General features: G+C 63.8%; 20 protein-coding genes. 13 read left to right on the top strand and 7 right to left on the bottom strand.

The genetic code is table 11. From position 1 onward, the window contains the following. The first annotated feature begins 187 nt into the window (after positions 1-187). Together AC07UK_RS20335 and AC07UK_RS20330 are read left to right on the top strand one after the other, a co-directional pair. Positions 188-1,102, top strand: a complete 915-nt coding sequence (locus AC07UK_RS20335; RefSeq protein WP_494687205.1) for a sensor histidine kinase — start codon at positions 188-190, stop codon at positions 1,100-1,102. A 13-nt stretch (positions 1,103-1,115) separates the two neighbouring features. Then, positions 1,116-1,877 carry a LytR/AlgR family response regulator transcription factor gene (locus AC07UK_RS20330; protein ID WP_494687206.1) on the top strand — a complete coding sequence of 254 codons (762 nt, stop codon included), beginning with the start codon at positions 1,116-1,118 and terminating at the stop codon, positions 1,875-1,877. A 38-nt stretch (positions 1,878-1,915) separates the two neighbouring features. On the opposite strand, the gene AC07UK_RS20325 is transcribed toward AC07UK_RS20330, so the two are convergent. Then, positions 1,916-2,239 carry a 2TM domain-containing protein gene (locus AC07UK_RS20325; protein WP_013958161.1) on the bottom strand — a complete coding sequence of 108 codons (324 nt, stop codon included), beginning with the start codon at positions 2,237-2,239 and terminating at the stop codon, positions 1,916-1,918. Positions 2,240-2,541: 302 nt separating this feature from the next. Here AC07UK_RS20325 and AC07UK_RS20320 point away from each other — a divergent pair, with 302 nt between their 5' ends. The 7 genes from AC07UK_RS20320 (at position 2,542) to AC07UK_RS20290 (ending at position 7,834) form a co-directional block, all read left to right on the top strand. After that, complete coding sequence (locus tag AC07UK_RS20320) at positions 2,542-3,276, top strand: FadR/GntR family transcriptional regulator (protein ID WP_436222769.1); 735 nt, start codon at positions 2,542-2,544, stop codon at positions 3,274-3,276. Between the two features lie 107 nt (positions 3,277-3,383). Next, positions 3,384-4,805 (top strand): amidase family protein, encoded by a 1,422-nt coding sequence (locus AC07UK_RS20315; RefSeq protein WP_494687207.1) that lies wholly within the window; start codon positions 3,384-3,386, stop codon positions 4,803-4,805. A 15-nt stretch (positions 4,806-4,820) separates the two neighbouring features. Continuing rightward, a complete protein-coding gene (locus AC07UK_RS20310; protein ID WP_494687208.1) occupies positions 4,821-5,825 on the top strand; it encodes a Bug family tripartite tricarboxylate transporter substrate binding protein in 1,005 nt (334 codons plus the stop codon). Between the two features lie 263 nt (positions 5,826-6,088). After that, the gene (locus AC07UK_RS20305) at positions 6,089-6,496 is read left to right on the top strand and encodes a hypothetical protein (protein WP_436222766.1); all 408 of its coding nucleotides are present in this window, start codon (positions 6,089-6,091) and stop codon (positions 6,494-6,496) included. Next, on the top strand, positions 6,493-6,951 hold the full coding sequence (locus AC07UK_RS20300) for a DUF2846 domain-containing protein (RefSeq protein ID WP_436222765.1): 459 nt from the start codon (positions 6,493-6,495) through the stop codon (positions 6,949-6,951). The genes AC07UK_RS20305 and AC07UK_RS20300 overlap by 4 nt, the downstream gene beginning before the upstream one ends. Before the next feature lie 209 nt (positions 6,952-7,160). Further along, on the top strand, positions 7,161-7,415 hold the full coding sequence (locus AC07UK_RS20295) for a type II toxin-antitoxin system Phd/YefM family antitoxin (protein ID WP_078198072.1): 255 nt from the start codon (positions 7,161-7,163) through the stop codon (positions 7,413-7,415). Then, positions 7,412-7,834: a type II toxin-antitoxin system VapC family toxin gene (locus AC07UK_RS20290; RefSeq protein ID WP_494687209.1), complete on the top strand. Its 423-nt coding sequence runs from the start codon at positions 7,412-7,414 to the stop codon at positions 7,832-7,834. The genes AC07UK_RS20295 and AC07UK_RS20290 overlap by 4 nt, the downstream gene beginning before the upstream one ends. Before the next feature lie 76 nt (positions 7,835-7,910). On the opposite strand, the gene AC07UK_RS20285 is transcribed toward AC07UK_RS20290, so the two are convergent. From AC07UK_RS20285 to AC07UK_RS20275, 3 genes are all read right to left on the bottom strand, one after another. After that, positions 7,911-8,099 carry a hypothetical protein gene (locus AC07UK_RS20285; RefSeq protein ID WP_494687210.1) on the bottom strand — a complete coding sequence of 63 codons (189 nt, stop codon included), beginning with the start codon at positions 8,097-8,099 and terminating at the stop codon, positions 7,911-7,913. A gap of 471 nt (positions 8,100-8,570) precedes the next feature. Beyond that, positions 8,571-9,761, bottom strand: coding sequence for a CaiB/BaiF CoA transferase family protein (locus AC07UK_RS20280; RefSeq protein WP_494687211.1), 1,191 nt, complete (start codon positions 9,759-9,761; stop codon positions 8,571-8,573). A 129-nt stretch (positions 9,762-9,890) separates the two neighbouring features. Then, positions 9,891-10,793, bottom strand: a complete 903-nt coding sequence (locus tag AC07UK_RS20275) for a LysR family transcriptional regulator (protein ID WP_494687212.1) — start codon at positions 10,791-10,793, stop codon at positions 9,891-9,893. A gap of 156 nt (positions 10,794-10,949) precedes the next feature. Here AC07UK_RS20275 and AC07UK_RS20270 point away from each other — a divergent pair, with 156 nt between their 5' ends. From AC07UK_RS20270 to AC07UK_RS20260, 3 genes are all read left to right on the top strand, one after another. Beyond that, positions 10,950-11,933 (top strand): tripartite tricarboxylate transporter substrate binding protein, encoded by a 984-nt coding sequence (locus AC07UK_RS20270; RefSeq protein WP_494687213.1) that lies wholly within the window; start codon positions 10,950-10,952, stop codon positions 11,931-11,933. A 54-nt stretch (positions 11,934-11,987) separates the two neighbouring features. Further along, a complete protein-coding gene (locus tag AC07UK_RS20265) occupies positions 11,988-12,476 on the top strand; it encodes a MaoC family dehydratase (protein ID WP_436222761.1) in 489 nt (162 codons plus the stop codon). A 374-nt stretch (positions 12,477-12,850) separates the two neighbouring features. Further along, on the top strand, positions 12,851-13,747 hold the full coding sequence (locus tag AC07UK_RS20260; RefSeq protein WP_436222760.1) for an endo alpha-1,4 polygalactosaminidase: 897 nt from the start codon (positions 12,851-12,853) through the stop codon (positions 13,745-13,747). On the opposite strand, the gene AC07UK_RS20255 is transcribed toward AC07UK_RS20260, so the two are convergent. Both AC07UK_RS20255 and AC07UK_RS20250 read right to left on the bottom strand, forming a co-directional pair. After that, positions 13,732-14,265, bottom strand: a complete 534-nt coding sequence (locus tag AC07UK_RS20255) for a YgjP-like metallopeptidase domain-containing protein (protein ID WP_436223119.1) — start codon at positions 14,263-14,265, stop codon at positions 13,732-13,734. The two genes, AC07UK_RS20260 and AC07UK_RS20255, sit on opposite strands and share 16 nt — an antisense overlap. A gap of 49 nt (positions 14,266-14,314) precedes the next feature. After that, positions 14,315-14,539, bottom strand: coding sequence for a hypothetical protein (locus AC07UK_RS20250; protein ID WP_010812270.1), 225 nt, complete (start codon positions 14,537-14,539; stop codon positions 14,315-14,317). A gap of 138 nt (positions 14,540-14,677) precedes the next feature. Here AC07UK_RS20250 and ettA point away from each other — a divergent pair, with 138 nt between their 5' ends. Continuing rightward, complete coding sequence (ettA, locus tag AC07UK_RS20245) at positions 14,678-16,345, top strand: energy-dependent translational throttle protein EttA (protein WP_494687801.1); 1,668 nt, start codon at positions 14,678-14,680, stop codon at positions 16,343-16,345. Between the two features lie 96 nt (positions 16,346-16,441). Here ettA and AC07UK_RS20240 read toward each other — a convergent pair whose 3' ends face one another. Beyond that, complete coding sequence (locus AC07UK_RS20240) at positions 16,442-16,732, bottom strand: hypothetical protein (RefSeq protein ID WP_436222759.1); 291 nt, start codon at positions 16,730-16,732, stop codon at positions 16,442-16,444. Between the last annotated feature and the right edge of the window lie 9 nt (positions 16,733-16,741).

Below are 16,741 nucleotides of genomic sequence, written 5' to 3'. Positions count from 1 at the left end.
GGTGGCTATTTCGGTAGTTTTGGTGATTTTCTGGTTGGCGAGCCGGCGGCTCCGGCGGGGCAGCCAAGCGGTCTGCGCCTGCTTTCCGGCGATCCGCGCCGCCGTTCCGTCGATTCCCGCCACCCCCATATCAGAGCCCGGATCGCAGTGGTAACCTCCCGCTATCTCCGCCCCCCACCACCCGCCCGTGCATACCCCAGACTCCCGCATCTGGCGATCCGCCCCCGAGCAGCGCGCCTACGAAGACGCCCGCCGCCGCGTCCGCGCGCTGCGCTTCTTCTATATGCACGCCATGGTCTACGTGGCGGTCAATGCATTGATGATCGGCTTCCATCTGGTGGGATCGCCGCATCGCCCATGGTCCGGCGGACCGCTCATGGGCTGGGGCATTGGCCTGGCGATACACGGCGTGATGACCTGGGGTCGCGTCGGCCTGCTCGGGCGGCAGTGGGAAGAACGCAAGATCGCGGAATACATGGCGCAGGAACAGGTGCGCACGCTGTCGACGGAGAAGCAGCTGGTCGAAGCCCGCATGCGCCTGCTGCAGGCCCAGATCGAACCGCACTTCCTCTTCAACACGCTGGCCAACGTGGTCAGCCTGATCGAGCCCGCGCCGCAGAAGGCCACGCTGATGCTGGAGCATTTCATCGCCTACCTGCGTGCATCGCTCGCAGCCAGCCGCGCCACGCAAGGCACCGTGGCGCAGGAGGCGAAGCTGCTGCGCGACTATCTGGCGCTGATCCGCATCCGCATGGGGGACCGGCTGCACTACTCGGTCGATGTCGACCCCGAACTCGAATCGATGCCGCTGGCGCCGATGCTGCTGCAACCCGTGGTCGAGAATGCGATCAAGCATGGGCTTGAGCCGAAGATCGAAGGCGGGCGGCTGTTAGTCCGGCTGGAGCGGCGCGGCCCGCGCATGCTGGCGACCATCGAGGATGATGGCATGGGCTTTCGCCCCTCGGCCGGCGCCGGCGTCGGGCTTTCGAACCTGCGTGAACGGCTGGCTGTGCTGTATGACGGCGACGCCCACGTACGGATTGAAGAACGCTCGCCCGGCACCGCCGTGCTGATCGAAATCCCGCTGCCGCGTGCATCCTGAAACGGAGACGCCCATGACGCCCACCGCCCTGATTGCCGACGACGAAGAGCACCTGCGCGGATACCTGCGCAGCAAGCTGGAACGCCTTTGGCCGGAACTGCAGATCGTTGCCGAGGCGACCAACGGCATCGAAGCTGCCGACGCCATCGCACGGTTGTCGCCTAGCGTAGCCTTCCTCGACATCAAGATGCCCGGCCTGTCCGGCCTGGAGGTGGCGCAAGGGATTGAAACCGATACGCGGCTGGTGTTCGTCACGGCCTATGACGAATTCGTGCTCGATGCGTTCGAGCGCGCGGCCGTTGATTACCTGGTCAAGCCGGTCAGCGAGGAACGGCTCGGCCGCACCATCGAGCGGCTGCGCAAGGCGTTGCAGGAATCGGCGCCTTTGCCGGAACTGGCACAGCTACTGAACCAGCTCACACGCGCCCAGCCGCGCGCGGAAAGCGGCGGCCAGTTGCGCTGGGTACGCGCCAGCCGCGGCAACACCACCAGCCACGTGCCGATCCAGGAGGTGATGTACTTCCAGAGCGACGACAAGTACGTGGTCGTGCATACCCGCGATGGCGAGCACCTGATCCGCACGCCGCTGGCGGAGTTGATTGCCGGCCTCGATCCCGAGGTGTTCTGGCAGATCCACCGCTCGTCCATCGTCAACATGGAATACGTGGCCGGCACGCGCCGCGATGAGGCTGGGCGGCTTTTTGTCCGGATGCGCGACAGCGAAGCCGAACTGCCGGTATCGCGCGCCTACATGCACCGGTTCCGGCAGATGTAGGGCGGCCGGCGGCGCCACTGCGCCGCCGGCTGCGGGATTCACTGGCGATCCATGAATTCCTGGATCTTGCGCTGTTCCCAGTCACGTCCGCGGCGCGACAGCCGCGTCCAGACCAGCAACCCATGCACCGCCAGCGCCAGGCCCCAGGCCAGGGTGGTGGTCAGCGGCCACGGCCAGCCGGTGCTGGCGTAGTGCGACCACCGCGGCGAGGGAAAGTAGAAGAAGCGGAACCACAGCCAGCCATTGACGACAGCGTAGACCAGCAGGTGGATATACCAGCCGCGCAGGGCGCGCACCATGCGGCGCGCGCGCCAGTAGGCCATGGCGTTGGGGTCGTCGTTGGGCGGGAGGGCGTGGTGCATGGGATACCTCATGATCAAGATGTTGGCTTGCCTCAGGTATAGGCCACTGTAAAGCGCCGCTCCAGGCCCATGGGCCGAATCGACGGATTTCGTTCGCCGGTGCGCGCGCGGATAGCGCGAATGTCGGCGGGTCCGACCCCTCCATGACCCCGACATGTTGCGACCTGATCAGCTTTTCGCCCTGCCGCCGGGAATACCCGCATAGGAAAAGCCCAGCCCTTCACCATAATCATAGTAATTATGATCATAAATACGAAGCGATGGACTTCAAGCCCACTCCTCAGATAGAGGGCAGCAGACGCGTGAAGCGTTCGGACCAGGTGGTCAACGATATCAAGCGCTGGATAGTGCAGACGCACCAGAAGGTCGGAGACAAGCTGCCGCAGGAAGCAGCGTTGATCGAACAGATGGGCGTCGCACGCGGGACGGTGCGTGAGGCGCTTGCATCGCTGCAGGCACAGGGGCTGATCAAGGTCAGCACGGGGCCGAACGGCGGCGCCACGCTGACGCAGCCGCCTTATGAGCGATGTCTGGAGGCAGTGTCCAACTTCCTGTACTTCCAGTCGGTCGACATCGTCACGCTGTACGCCCTGCGCCGCGCGGTTGAGCCGGAACTGGCCGCCAACGCCGCCTTGCGCCTGACCGATGCCGATATCGCCGATCTCGAAGCCCTGGTCGGGCTGAGCCACCCGGAACATGGCGGCAGCACGGACTGGAACGAGCGGCGCGAAGCCGACCTGCTGTTCCACGACCGCCTGGCCGACGCCTGCAGCAGCCCGATGCTGGCGTTGTTCTGCCGCCTGCTCAACGACATCATTCGCCGCGTTATCGTGGTCCGTAATGCGCAGGATGATTTCGACGACTTTGATGAAGAGATCTTCCACAGCCACAACGCGCTGATCGAAGCCTTCCGGTCGCGCGACCCGGAGCGTGCGCGTGCCCTGATGCAGGAGCACATGGAGCATGCCGAATCCCTGGCCCTGGAGGCCGAATCCCGGGTGGACCGTGGGAGCTTGCTGATGAGCCCGGTCGACTGATCCCCTGACGCGCTAGCGTCCCCCCTTTTTTCTGCACACCCAACCGCCATCGTCGCATCCGACACGGCGGGTGGGATTCCTATTGCCTGAATCCTGGGAGCCTTGACGTGAAACCTGCTGAATTGCTTTGGCGCTGGAGCGCTGTCGATATTGCCGATGCCGTGCGGCGGCGCGAGATTTCCTGCCGCGAGGTCACGGCCAGCGTGCTGGCGCGCATCGACGCCCTTAACCCTCGTCTGAATGCATTGCCGGAGGTGCTGGCAGAAGAGGCACTGGCCAGTGCGGATGCCGCGGACCGCCAGGTTGCCGAGGGCGCAGAGCTGGGGCCGCTCCATGGTGTGCCGGTCACGATCAAGATCAATGTCGACCAGGCGGGCCATGCCACCACCAACGGCGTGATCCCGCTGAAGCACAACATCGCGCGTGAGGACGCCCCCGTGGTCGCGAACTTGCGCAGTGCCGGGGCCATCATCGTCGGGCGCAGCAATACGGCTACCTATTCCTCGCGCTGGTTTACCGACAACGGCCTGCACGGGCGCACGCTGAACCCGTGGGATGCGGATATCACCCCCGGCGGCTCCAGCGGCGGTGCCGCGTCCGCGGTCGCTTCCGGCATGGGGGCGCTGGCGCATGGCAATGACATCGGCGGCTCCATTCGCTATCCGGCCTATGCCTGCGGTGTCGCCGGCTTGCGGCCGACGACGGGGCGGGTGCCCGCATACAACCCGTCGGCCACTGCCGAGCGCAGCATCACGCCACAGCTCATGTCCGTGCAGGGGCCGCTTGCGCGCAGCATTGCCGACCTGCGGCTCGGCTACCACGCCATGGCCCGTTATGACGGGCGCGACCCGGCCTGGGTGCCGGTGCCGCTGGAACTGCCGCTGCCGCCGGGGCCGATACGCGTGGCGCTGTTCCGGCGTTGTCCGGGCATTCCCGTCGACCCCGCGGTCAGCGCAGCGCTGGACAGTGCCGCGCAATGGTTGCAGCAAGCGGGCTACGCCGTCGAGGAAGCCAGCCTGCCTGACTTCCTGGAAGCGGCAGCGCTGTGGCGCACGCTGACGGTCGACGACAGCCGCCGCAACATCATCGCAGGCGTTGACCAGCATGGCGACGAGGCCATGCGGCAAAGCCAGCGCAACATGCTGGACGGGATGCAGGAGACCGATCGCGATGGCTTTCTCGATGCCCTGGCACGACGCCAGGCGATCGCACGCAACTGGTCGCTGTTCATGCAAACGTATCCGCTGGTGCTGATGCCGGTGTCGTGGCAACGCCCGAGCGTGCAAGACGCGGATATCCGCACGCCAGAAGAGAACCGGGCCTTGCTGGACGCACAGAGCCCCATGCTGGCAACGGCGATGCTCGGCATGCCGGGGCTGTCCGTGCCGACGGGCATGGCCGGCGGCGTGCCGGTCGGCGTGCAGCTGATGGCATGGCGCTTCCGGGAAGACCTGTTGCTGCGCGCCGGCCAGGCCATTGAAGACGCGGCGCGCTTTACCCCTTACACCGACGTGCAAACCGGCATCTAGACCCAGGAGCTTCCCATGAACGATCGCAAACCTGCTTACGCCCCACGGCTCTCCCGCCGCGCCATGCTGGCCGGCACCGCCGCCGCCCTGTGTACCGGTGGCCTGCTCTCCAGGGCCGCATGGGGGCAGACCGTATCGCGCATCATCGTGCCGTTCCCGCCGGGAGGGCCGGCCGATTACATGGGCCGCCTGCTGTCCGAGAAGCTGAAAGACACAATGGGCCGCACCGTCATCGTCGACAACCGGCCCGGTGCCGGGACGCGCGTGGCGGCCGAACTCCTGAAGAACGCCCCGGCCGACGGCAATACCGTGCTGTTGGCACCGGTCGATCCGATGTTCATCGGGCCGCTGATCTACAGCAATATGCGCTTCAACCCTGCCACCGATTTCACGGCGATCACCGATGTGACGGGCGTCCAGTTCGGTATCGCGGTCAGCGCCAGCTCACCCATCAAGACACTGGCCGACTTCGTCAAGGCCGCCAGGGCCAAGCCGGCCGACTATTCGATCGGCATCAGCACGGTTGGCTCGCTGCTGCATTTCCTTGCCGTGGAGTTCGTCAGCCAGTCCCGCACCGGCAGCACGCTGGTGCCGTATCGCGGTGGCGCGGCGATGGTGACGGAAATAATGGGTAACCAGGTCGCCGCGGGAATGGACGCCATCACGACCTTCACCGAGCTGCATCGCGGCGGCAAGCTCCGCGTGCTGGCCGTGGCAGGGGAAAAGCGCGCCGATGCCTTGCCAGATGTGCCTACTTTTGCGGAGTCTGGTTTCCCCAACCTGGTGACGTCGTCGCGCTACCTGCTTTATGTCCGCGCCAACACGCCGCCCGACGTGACCACGCAGTGGTATCAGGCCGTGCGCAAGGTGCTGGCCATGCCGGACGTGCGCGAGAAGCTCGCGCGCGCTGGCTATGACATCTTGCCGGGCGGCACTTCTGATGAGGTTGCCAGGTATGCGAGCGCGCTCTCGGCACGGTGGACCCCGGTGATCAAGGCGTCGGCTTTCAAGGGGGATTGAGAGGAATTTCGTAGCCGCGGCCAAACTCGGCTGGAGACGATCTCTATTTGTGTCAGCTTGCTGGAGAATTCCCGCGGCACCCTCCTCCTGTAGGGTGCCGCGTTGTATTAAGGATGACCGCCCCAGTGTCGTAATTAGCCTCAGAAGACAACCTGGGCGGCGCCAAGGGAAAGTGCCAATGGCGCCGCATCGTGCCGCCTGGCGCAATTGCTGTGGGGCGCAGCCACACAGGCTGCGAGCCATACACCCGAGGGTATCCAGCCATGACCTCCTTCTCTTTCCGCGCCCGCCGCCTGTGGCTCGCCACAGGCTTTAGCCTGGCACTCTCCGCCTGCGCCCCAATGATCGCGACCACCCCGGCAACGGTGGAGCTCATGCAGCCAGCCGCCACGGCCAAGCGCGTTCAGCTTCTGGCGCCAGCCCAGGTCAAGCTCGACACCGGCTATTCCCGAGACCTCGCCGCCAGGTCGACCTGGTCGCAGGTCGGGCGCCTTCCGCAAGGCGATGTCTACCGCCCCGTCGGCACCATTCTCACAATCGAGGGCCGCCACGTTCACGAGGCCTACCTGGTCGTTCGCAACAAGACGCTGGTGGGCTTCTATCTGCCTGGGGAGCAGAACTACTCCCCGCTAACGACAGCAGTACCTTTGAACTTGGGAGAATCGGAATGAAACGGATTGCGCGCATGCTGATCGCCGGACTGGCAGTGTCGTCGCTGCTGGCGGGATGCGCTTCGGGCGTGAAGCACGCCGAGATGGCGGCATCGATGCCCACGCTGAAGCCGGGCGAGGGTCGGATTTATTTCCTGCGTTCGGCGTCGATGTTCGGGGCGGCTATCCAGCCGGATATTCGCCTGAATAGCCAGGTTGTTGGCGAATCCAAGCCCGGCGGTTTCTTCTTCGTGGACCGCACGGCTGGCAAGTATGTCGCGGCGGCCTCGACCGAAACCGAGAAGACGCTCAGCTTCATGCTGGATGCCGGCGAGACGAAGTACGTGCGCAGCTCCCCGTCGCTGGGGCTGATGGTGGGCCGCGTGGTGCTGGAGCTGGAAACGCCGGAGAAGGCGAAGGAAGAGCTGGCGTCGCTGAGCTATACCGGGGAACAGGTGAAGGCTGCGGCGAAGTAAGTGGATTGCCCCAGCCACGTTACAGGCTGAGTCGCGTTGACGACGCCGGTGCGTCGTCAATTGACGCATCGGAATTCCGCATGGCTTGCGGCTCAGCGCGGGCACATCAACGTAGGCGGGGCACCTCCTCGTGATGTTGGCAAAGCAGGGTTGCGCCACCCTTTTCAATGTAGTAACGTAACTACATTGAAGTTGATGGGAGTGCCATCATGACGATCACAACCCTATCGAGCCGAGAACTCAATCAGGACGTGACAAGAGCCAAGAAGGCGACGAAGGACGGTCCGGTCTTCATCACGGACCGCGGCAAACCGGCGCATGTGCTGTTGAGCTTCGAGGAATATCAGAGGCTCACCCAGCAGCGTCGCAATATTGCAGACGCACTCGCGATGCCCGGCGTTGAGGACATCGAGTTCAATCCGCCACGTGCCAACATCAAATTCCGCCCCGCTGATCTCACATGATGTTCGTGCTCGATACCAATGTCGTTTCCGAACTGCGCAAGGTCCGAGCCGATAAGGCTGATGCAAACGTTGCAGCGTGGTCTGCCAGCGTTGATGCAGCTTGGCTCTTTGTGTCGGCCGTCACCATCATGGAACTGGAAACCGGTGTCTTGCAAATCGAGCGGCGGGATGCCCGCCAGGGCGCGCTGCTGCGGGCGTGGCTGGACCACCATGTATTGCCCGAATTCGCAGGCCGCGTTTTGCCCATTGATACCGCCGTGGCCCTGCGTTGCGCTCGGCTGCACGTACCAGACCGGCAATCGGAGCGGGATGCGTTGATTGCCGCCACAGCAATCGTGCACGGTATGACCGTCGTTACACGAAATGTCGCCGACTTCATGGCAACTGGCGTCAGCATCCTGAACCCTTGGGACGCCTGATCGTGAGCCGCCGTCTTTTCCCAAGTGGCTTCCCGACGTCACAGTCATCCATGCCTTTGCCGGGAAGCCGTACCTGTTAATACGCAGGCAACTCATCTGCCAACACACTCTCCAGCTGCGCCTTCACCAACCCCAACAAACAAAACGCACTAAAGCAGGCCTCCGACTGCTCGCTATGCTGTTCCAGCAGCACAAGCACCCCTTCCATACCTGCTGCCACCGTCTCAATACTGTACCGCGCCGTGGATAGATCAATTTCCGACATAGGACCTCCTACCGTTGGATGAAGGTCCGCCGCGCGACATAAGAGGAGGGCGGCGGGCCTGACGGCGAGGGTGGAAAACCGGTGCCAAAGCCAATGCCGGTCAGCCTTGCGGCTACCTCGCCCGGCCCGCCATGGCAGGATGGCTTGCTCGTATGGGCGGGACCGATCGTCAAGTACGACCGGTCCGGCTTTGGCATTCGAGTTTCCACACTCGGTCACCGTTGTTCGATGACAGCCCCAGTCTCCCGCGTCACGGCGCTCGACTCGATAGGACACTTCGCATTCCCACACGGACGCCGCATCCTGCCCGACCTCCGCCCGCCAGCAAATAGCCAAACGCCGAAACCCTCCCTCAATCCACCAGCATTGCCAATGCCTCCCGCGCCTCCCAGCGCAGTTTCTCCAGATCCAGCCCTCCGTTGCCCAGAACCCTCAGGCTGCCGGCGCCACCAGCAGGCAGACCTTCAGCTCTCAGATCGTGCCCGCGGCCGCCAGGGCTTCGATCTCTGCCTCGCTCATGCCGAGTGACTTCAGGACAGAAGCAGAGTGCTCGCCGACTGCCGGCACATTCCCCATGGAAGCCGGTACGCCCGACAGCGTAGCCGGCGGCAGAAGTGCCTGGATGGCGCCACCCGGCGTCTGGACTTCCCGCCAGCGATTGCGTGCGGCGAATTGCGCGTGCTGCCACACATCATGCATGTCGTTCAGGGGCGAGTTGGCAATGCCCCCACGATCGAGCCGCTTGACCAGTTGCTCCCGGGTCATGGAGCGGAGATGACTGGCGATCTCCCGGTCCAACGCCGCGCGATTGGCGACGCGTTGGAGATTGGAGTTGAAGCGGGCATCCGCCGCCAGCGCCGGGTCCTCCAGCACCTCAGTGCAGAAGCGCTGCCATTCCCGTTCGTTTTGCAGCCCGAAGATGACGCTGGCCCCATCGCCGGTCTGGTACTGGCCATAGGGGGCGATACCCGGATGCGCAACGCCGTTGCGTGCCGGCGGCGTGCCGCCATAGTGAGCGAAGTTCAGGGGATATGACATCCATTCGCTCAACGCCTCGAGCATGGTGACTTCAACCCGGAGGCCGGTGCCAGTCCGTGCGCGTTGCAGCAAGGCGGACAGGATGCCGGTATAGGCGTACATGCCAGCGGCAATGTCCGCGATGGAAATGCCGGTGCGCGACGGCGCAGCTTCCGTACCGCTTACCGAGATCAGGCCCGCAGCGGCCTGGATCAACAGGTCATAGGCCTTCTTGTCGCGGTATGGCCCGCTGTCACCATACCCTGAGATATCGCAGACGATCAGCTCAGGATAGTCAGCATGCAATGACTCGAAGTCCAGTCCCATGCGTTGGGCGGCTCCCGGCGCCAGGTTCTGGATGAACACGTCCGCTTCGGCGAGCAGCTTGTGCACGATCGCCTTGGCCTCGGGCTTCTTGAGATCCAGCGTGAGGCTTTCCTTGCCGCGATTTGCCCAGACAAAGAAAGACGACTGGCCGTGGACCGAATGGTCATAGTCGCGGGCGAAATCGCCGACGACCGGGCGTTCCACCTTGATGACGCGGGCGCCAAGATCGGCGAGCTGGCGGCTGGCAAAGGGCGCCGCTACAGCGTGCTCAAGCGCCAGAACGGTGGTGCCATCAAGGGGGCGTAGGCTGGGTTTCATGGAGGGGGAGTGAAGGACCTGGCGGCACGCGGGCCGGACGACAAAGTATAGGAACGGTCCTCTTCCCCCGAACAGTCGAGAATTCCTAAGGCGGCTTCGAAGTCTTCGAAACTGGCCGCATGCCTGCCCTTACTGCGCAGCGTCCGGCGCACCCCATTCCGCGACATACCGGATAAAGTCCCGCGTATAGGCCGGGAGCGCCTTCTGGCTCCGCACGACTATCCGCTGCTCGCGCTGGGCCCATGGCTCATCCAGGGTGACCCCTTCCACCACCCCTTGCTCAATCAGGGGACCCGCTACGGAACGTGGCACGAGCGAGATACCGGCGCCTTCCTGTACGCAACGCATGGCCGCGGCAAAGTCGGGGGCATGCACGCGAACGCGTGGCTTGATGCCGGCACGCGCGGCCATGTCATTGAGGAAGAGGAAATTACTGCTCTTGCTGCCGACGGATACCAGGTCGTACGCCAACGCCTGTGCAAGGGACATCTTGTCGAGCAACCCTGACGGGTGGCGTGCCGGCACCACGAACATCAGCTCATCGACGCCATATCGAATGAACTCCAGGCCCCGCATGTCGATCGCGCCGGCCACCAGTCCGACGTCGGCACGGTCCTCGATCACGGCCCGCACGCTGTCCTCGCTGAGGTGCTCCTCCAGGTCGACATTGACATTCGGGTACGCCGCCAGGAACCTGCTAAGCGCCGCGGGCAGGCTGGCCATGGTGCTGCTGTTCGCGTAGACGCGGATATGCCCTTCAATACCGTCGGTATGGCGCCGCATCTCCAGCTGCAAGCGTTCGACGTTCTCCATGATCGCCTCGGCATAGTGCTGTACGGTCTCGCCCGCCGACGTCAGGGCCATGCCCTTCTGCGTCCTGTTGAACAACGGGACGCCCATCGCCTGTTCGAGGTTCTTGAGACGGTAGCTGGCCGATGGAGCCGTCAAATGCATATCCGACGCTCCTGCCGTCACGCTCTTGGCCTGCGCAATGGCGAGGAATACTCGCAGATCGGTGAGTTCGAAACGCACGCTTGTCTCCGTTGGCCGACCGTTCCCGGGGGTGTTTAGAAGAATTCTAACGACACCCCAGGAGCTTTCGACTGGTGTCCTTGTAGGGTCCGATTCTATATTTCGGCTCGTCACCGCAGCTACCGCTGTGCTACGCAAAAAAAATCGGAGACCAACATGACCATACTCTTGCGCAAGATCGCCAGCGCGCTGGGCAGCGCCGCGACACTCCTGGCCTGCGCGTCCCCGTCAGTGGCGCAGACAGACTACCCTGTGCGGCCTGTTCGACTTATCGTTCCGTATGCCGCTGGCGGGCCGACGGACACGTTCGCCCGATCGCTGGCTGCAAGCTGGGGCCGCAAGCTGAACACCTCGATGGTCGTCGAGAACAAGTCGGGGGCCGGCACGATAGTTGGCACCGAGGTCGCCGCGAAGGCCGCACCGGACGGTTACACCTTGCTGCTGACCACTGTCGCGCATGCCGTGAACCCAAGCATTCACGCCAGCCTGCCGTATCGCACGATCGAGGACTTTGCGCCAGTCGGGCTGGCGGCTCGTGCGCCCCTGGTGCTGGTCGTGAACAAGGGCGTTCCGGCGAAGACACTGCCGGAATTCATCGCTTATCTGAAGTCGCGTCCCGGTCAGGTCAACTATGGCTCAGCCGGAGTTGGCAGTGCCCCGCATCTCGCCGGGGAACTGCTGAACTACACGGCAGGAACGAAAGCGGTCCATGTCCCGTATCGGGGGAGCGCGCCTGCCATGGCCGATCTGATCGGTGGCCATGTCGAATTCATGATCGACAGCGCACCGACAGGGCTCGCGCAGGTGCGGGCAGGAGCGGTGCGATTGCTGGGAACGTCGATGGAAAAACGCCTGCCGCAGACCAAGGAGACGCCGGCGATTGCGGAAGCCGTGTCAGGCTATGAGGCGTACACCTGGAATGCGGTATTCGTGCCAGCCCGAACACCGTCGGCAGTTGTCCAGAAGCTGGTCTCGACCCTTGGCGATGCACTCAGCGATCCCGCCCTGCAAAGCAAAGCCTTCGAACTCGGATTGCAGCTGGAGACCCAGCCTACACCAGCTGGGCTCGACAAATTCCTGCGGGCGGAACTGGAGAAGTGGAAGCGGGTGGCCGTCGCCACGAATATGAAAGCCGACTGAGCGAAACCCGCGCAGGCCAGCGCCGGAACCAACTATCAGGAACACGGAGTAGCCATGAACGCCTATCAACTTTGCCCGCAACGCTACTTTGAGGATTTCGAACTCGGAGAGCACTTCAATCTGCCGTCCCGCACCATGACCGACGCGCTGTTCGCGGCGTTCCAGCTGGCAAGCGGGGACAATCATCCGGTTCACTACGACGTTGAGTACTGCCGTGCTCACGGCATGCCGCACATGCTGGCACACGGCTTCCAGGTCGTGATACAGACTGCCGCGGGGGCAGGCCTGTTCCCCCATATGGTCGAGGAGTCCCTGAAAGGCTTTATCGAGCAGAGCAGCCGCTTCCTCGCGCCTGTCTATGTCGGAGATACGTTGTACTGCCGCCTCACCGTCACCGAGCTGGTTCCCGGTCGTACGACCGGCGTGCTGGCGATGCGGTCGGAGGTGCGAAACCAGAACGACGTTTGCGTCATGGAGGGTACGCAAAAGTATTTGCTGCGCAAGCGCGTGCCGGCGCCAGTCGAACACGTCCGATCATCGTAGCCCATGGCTACGTGGACAACTGAGCCGGGCAGCAGCGGGGGCTGACGGGAAGTCAGCCCCCGCTGCTGTCAGGACAGTCAGACTGCCTGGGCCACGGGCAGGCAGACCTTCAGCAGCGTCTGCAAGCGCAGCTTATCGGTGCCAGCCGATAAACACGAATTTGCTTTGCGCGGCTTCCGATCCCTAGGCGTCGGCGGGATGGAAATCCATCAGCCCATGTGTTGCGCCGCACGAACAGCGGGCGCACGTGCATTCCAACCATGGTACGAATCCGCTACATTGCATAAACCGCGGTGGCAGGCCAGCCGGCGCGGGGCAGGGAGAACTCGGGCCGATTGCTTTGAACGGGGTTTATCACGGGGAAGGGGGAAATCATGCACGGCAAATATGCAGCCATGGCGGGGGCCATGCTGTCTGTTGCGCTGTCAATGGCGCTGGGCGGCTGCGGCGGTGACGGAGACGCGACGGAGATGGCGTCGCCGGCCGCAGCAACGGCAACGGAAGCCACAAAGTACGGCACCACGGCTACCACTGTCACCAGCACAACCACGCGCTGGATGCCCGCGATCACCGACACCTGGCAGATCCAGCTCACCGGCAAGCTCAATACCAGCTACCCGGTCGCGATGTACAACTTCGACCTGTTCGACACGCCGCAGGCCACCATCGACGCGCTGCACGCCAAGGGCCAGCGCGTGGTCTGCTATTTCTCGGCCGGCAGCGCGGAAGACTGGCGTCCGGACTACAGCCAGTTCACCGCGAGCGATCTGGGCAGCCCGCTGTCGGGCTGGGCCGGCGAGCGCTGGGTGGATACGCGCTCGGCCAACGTGCGCCGGATCATGCAGGCGCGCATGAACCTGGCCATGTCCAAGCGCTGCGATGGCGTGGATGCGGACAATGTCGACGGCTATACCAACAGCACGGGTCTGCCACTGACGGCCGACACGCAGCTGGACTACAACCGCTTCCTGGCGACCGAGGCGCATGCGCGCGGCCTTGCCATCGGCCTGAAAAACGATATCGACCAGGTCGGGCAGCTGGCGGCGGACTTTGATTTCGCCGTCAACGAGCAGTGTTTCCAGTACCAGGAGTGCGGCGCCTATTCGGCGTTCACCGGCCAGGGCAAGGCGGTCTTCAACATCGAGTACAAGTCGAGGTACAAGACCGTGTCCCAGCGCAATGCGCTGTGTGCCGCGGCCAGGGCAGCGAACCTGCGCACGCTGGTGATGCCGGCCAACCTGGACGGCAGCTCGCGCTACGCCTGCGACTGAGTAATTGCCGGGGCGGAGGCGGGCGCCGTCCCCGCCTTGTCTAGTTCGCGCCACGCCAGCCACAGGCGGGTGTCGAACTCCAGCTGGTGGTAGCGCGGCTCCATGTGTTCACAGAGCCGGTAGAAGGCCTTGTCGTGATCGCTCTCCTTCAGGTGGGAGAGCTCGTGCACGACGATCATGCGCAGGAATTCCGGCGGCGCTTCCTTGAACAGCGACGCCACGCGGATTTCCTTCTTGGCCTTGAGCTTGCCGCCCTGCACGCGCGAGATCGCGGTGTGCAGGCCCAGCGCACGCTGGGCCGAATCGAGGCGCGCATCGAAGCCGACCTTGTGCAGCGGCGGCGCGCTGCGCAGGTATTCCTGCTTGATATCCGTGGTGTACTCGTACAGCGCGCGGTCGGTCTGCACGGTATGGCGCCCGGGGTAGCGCCGGGCGATATGGTCCCCGAGCCGGCCGGCGGCGATCAGCTCGCGCACCTGCTCCAGCACGCCGGGCGGGTAGCCGCCCAGGAAGCGCATCGGGTCCTTGCCGGCGGGGCGCCAGGTTTCAATCACGGCAGTGGCCTGCTCAGTGGTGGTGGTGATGGTGGTGCATCCAGCTGTTGTCCAGCGAGTTGACGAAGGACTCGACCGCGTCCTTGTCGCCGGTGGCGTGGCGCATCATCTCGCCGCACTTGCAGAAGCCCTGGTACGGGGTGATGTGCGAGCAGGCCGACGTCTTCTGCAGGTACAGCGTGACGGGTTTGGTGCACTTCTTGCACTTGAACTTCAGGGTCAGGGCGGGTTTGCTCATGGCGATGGCTCGGGAAATCGGCGAAAAATCGAACCTGTCATTGTACCGGCCAGGGCGGCATCGAGCAGGAGCGCCTCAGCGCGCCGCGCCTGCCTGATACACTCCCGCCATTCCCGAACAACCCTCCAACACGCACCCATGGCACAGTACGTTTTCACCATGAACCGCGTGGGCAAGATCGTCCCGCCCAAGCGTCACATCCTGAAGGACATCTCGCTGTCGTTCTTTCCCGGCGCCAAGATCGGCGTGCTGGGCCTGAACGGCTCGGGCAAGTCCACGGTACTCAAGATCATGGCCGGCCTCGACAAGGAAATCGAGGGCGAAGCCACGCCGATGCCGAACCTGAACATCGGCTACCTGCCGCAGGAACCGCAGCTCAATCCCGAGCAGACCGTGCGCGAATCGGTGGAAGAGGCGCTGGGCGGCGTGTTCGAGGCGCGCAAGAAGCTCGACGAGATCTACGCGGCCTATGCCGAGCCGGACGCCGACTTCGACGCACTGGCCGCCGACCAGGCCAAGTACGAAGCCATCCTGGCGGCCAGCGACGGCAACAACGTCGAACTGCAGCTGGAAATCGCCGCCGACGCGCTGCGCCTGCCGCCGTGGGACGCCAAGATCGAGCATCTCTCCGGCGGTGAAAAGCGCCGCGTGGCGCTGTGCCGCCTGCTGCTGTCGCGTCCCGACATGCTGCTGCTGGACGAGCCGACCAACCACCTGGATGCGGAATCGGTGGAATGGCTGGAACAATTCCTGACGCGCTTCCCGGGCACCGTGGTGGCCGTGACCCACGACCGCTACTTCCTCGACAACGCCGCCGAATGGATCCTGGAACTGGACCGCGGCCAGGGCATCCCCTGGAAGGGCAACTACAGCTCGTGGCTGGACCAGAAGGAAGCGCGCCTGAAGCAGGAAGAGGCCAGCGAATCGGCCCGCCAGAAGGCGCTGCACAAGGAACTGGAGTGGGTGCGCCAGAACCCCAAGGGCCGCCAGGCCAAGTCCAAGGCGCGTCTGGCGCGCTTTGACGAGCTCAACAGCCAGGACTACCAGAAGCGTAACGAAACCCAGGAAATCTTCATCCCCGTGGGTGAGCGCCTGGGCAACGAGGTGATCGAGTTCGACGGCGTGAGCAAGGGCTACGGCGACCGCCTGCTGATTGACAACCTCAGCTTCAAGGTGCCGCCGGGCGCCATCGTCGGCATCATCGGCCCGAACGGCGCCGGCAAGTCGACCTTCTTCCGCATGCTGACCGGCAAGGAACAGCCCGACAGCGGCGAGATCAAGATCGGGCCGACCGTGAAGATGGCCTTTGTCGACCAGAGCCGCGACGCGCTCGATGGCGCCAAGACCGTGTTCGAAGAGATCTCGGGCGGCTCCGACATCCTGACGGTGGGCAGGTACGAAACGCCGTCGCGCGCCTATATCGGCCGCTTCAACTTCAAGGGCGGCGACCAGCAGAAGCAGGTCGGCACGCTGTCGGGCGGCGAACGCGGGCGCCTGCACATGGCCAAGACCCTGATCGCCGGCGGCAATGTGCTGCTGCTGGATGAGCCTTCCAACGACCTTGACGTGGAAACGCTGCGGGCGCTGGAAGATGCGCTGCTGGAATTCGCTGGCTGCGTGATGGTGATCTCGCACGATCGCTGGTTCCTGGATCGGATTGCTACGCACATCCTGGCGTTCGAGGGCGACTCGCATGTGGAGTTCTTCCCGGGCAACTACCAGGAGTACGAGGCGGACAAGAAGCGCCGTCTGGGTGAGGAAGGGGCCAAGCCCAAGCGGATTCGGTATAAGCCGATTGTGCGGTGATGGGTTGTTGCGTGAGATAGAGAACCAGGTCTTCGGGCCTGGTTTTTTTATGGGCCTCTCAAACGACCACCACCTACAATCCCGCGAGGAACTTATTTATGGGGTGCTGTAGCGTAAGGAAATGGTTGGCGTAATCGTGCTGGTAAGCGCGCCACTCTGGTAAATTGATGTCCCGGTAAGGCAATACATCCGCTGGAAAGGAGGCATGGTGATGAAGTCCGCAAGATCTTCGGCATTGCCACCAACGTCCTCACCGCGGATGAAGCGGGTTGCCTCATCGGTTTCCGTATATCTGACGAAATCCGAAGTCGCCGAGCTAAGGCGGAACAAGAAACGCATCTCAGACTTGGCTCGAAAGGCATTCAGCTCGATGAACTTGAAGGGCAAGTAAAGCCC

This window comes from Cupriavidus sp. GW821-FHT07C08, assembly GCF_059419025.1.
The sequence above is the reverse complement of the archived record's forward strand: the minus strand, read 5'-3'. Positions and strand labels throughout refer to the sequence as shown.

Coding starts and splice junctions, on each gene's coding strand:
- AC07UK_RS20280 (WP_494687211.1), bottom strand. CDS start 9,761: ATGAAACCCAGCCTACGCCCCCTTGATGGCACCACCGTTCTGGCGCTT.
- AC07UK_RS20255 (WP_436223119.1), bottom strand. CDS start 14,265: ATGCGCTTCCTGGGCGGCTACCCGCCCGGCGTGCTGGAGCAGGTGCGC.
- AC07UK_RS20260 (WP_436222760.1), top strand. CDS start 12,851: ATGCACGGCAAATATGCAGCCATGGCGGGGGCCATGCTGTCTGTTGCG.
- AC07UK_RS20305 (WP_436222766.1), top strand. CDS start 6,089: ATGACCTCCTTCTCTTTCCGCGCCCGCCGCCTGTGGCTCGCCACAGGC.
- AC07UK_RS20285 (WP_494687210.1), bottom strand. CDS start 8,099: ATGTCGGAAATTGATCTATCCACGGCGCGGTACAGTATTGAGACGGTG.
- AC07UK_RS20250 (WP_010812270.1), bottom strand. CDS start 14,539: ATGAGCAAACCCGCCCTGACCCTGAAGTTCAAGTGCAAGAAGTGCACC.
- AC07UK_RS20270 (WP_494687213.1), top strand. CDS start 10,950: ATGACCATACTCTTGCGCAAGATCGCCAGCGCGCTGGGCAGCGCCGCG.
- AC07UK_RS20265 (WP_436222761.1), top strand. CDS start 11,988: ATGAACGCCTATCAACTTTGCCCGCAACGCTACTTTGAGGATTTCGAA.
- AC07UK_RS20300 (WP_436222765.1), top strand. CDS start 6,493: ATGAAACGGATTGCGCGCATGCTGATCGCCGGACTGGCAGTGTCGTCG.
- ettA (WP_494687801.1), top strand. CDS start 14,678: ATGGCACAGTACGTTTTCACCATGAACCGCGTGGGCAAGATCGTCCCG.
- AC07UK_RS20290 (WP_494687209.1), top strand. CDS start 7,412: ATGATGTTCGTGCTCGATACCAATGTCGTTTCCGAACTGCGCAAGGTC.
- AC07UK_RS20310 (WP_494687208.1), top strand. CDS start 4,821: ATGAACGATCGCAAACCTGCTTACGCCCCACGGCTCTCCCGCCGCGCC.
- AC07UK_RS20295 (WP_078198072.1), top strand. CDS start 7,161: ATGACGATCACAACCCTATCGAGCCGAGAACTCAATCAGGACGTGACA.
- AC07UK_RS20325 (WP_013958161.1), bottom strand. CDS start 2,239: ATGCACCACGCCCTCCCGCCCAACGACGACCCCAACGCCATGGCCTAC.
- AC07UK_RS20330 (WP_494687206.1), top strand. CDS start 1,116: ATGACGCCCACCGCCCTGATTGCCGACGACGAAGAGCACCTGCGCGGA.